This window comes from Arthrobacter sp. Y81 (assembly GCF_002929335.1).
In the GTDB taxonomy this organism is placed as follows: Bacteria; Actinomycetota; Actinomycetes; order Actinomycetales; family Micrococcaceae; genus Arthrobacter.
In genome coordinates, this window is record NZ_PJIL01000107.1 from 257 (window position 1) to 516 (window position 260).

1 protein-coding gene is annotated in these 260 nt (G+C 60.4%); it reads right to left on the reverse strand.

The genetic code is table 11. The features are described from left to right. A partial coding sequence (locus tag CXQ91_RS25155) for a TonB-dependent receptor domain-containing protein (RefSeq protein ID WP_219816624.1) occupies window positions 1–260 on the reverse strand: 260 nt, incomplete at both ends.

Sequence of the window (260 nt, forward strand, 5' to 3'; positions counted from 1 at the left end):
CGGCATTGAAAAGTGTGTAGCCGCCTTGCTTGGATAACATGTGGGCGTCATCGCTGCTTAAGTAGCGGGAGCCGGTGTGGATCCCCTCTATATAGCCGTGCAGACCGCTCAGTATCTGGTAGTCGAGGTGCAGGCTGGCGCTATGCCGGGATACCCAGGGGACTTTGTTGCCCTTGTTCGGCCCGGCGCGCAACTCCGAATCCGTGAAGCTGTATTGTCCGCCGACCAGCAGGCGGCCGCTTAGCTGGCGTTCGCCTTCC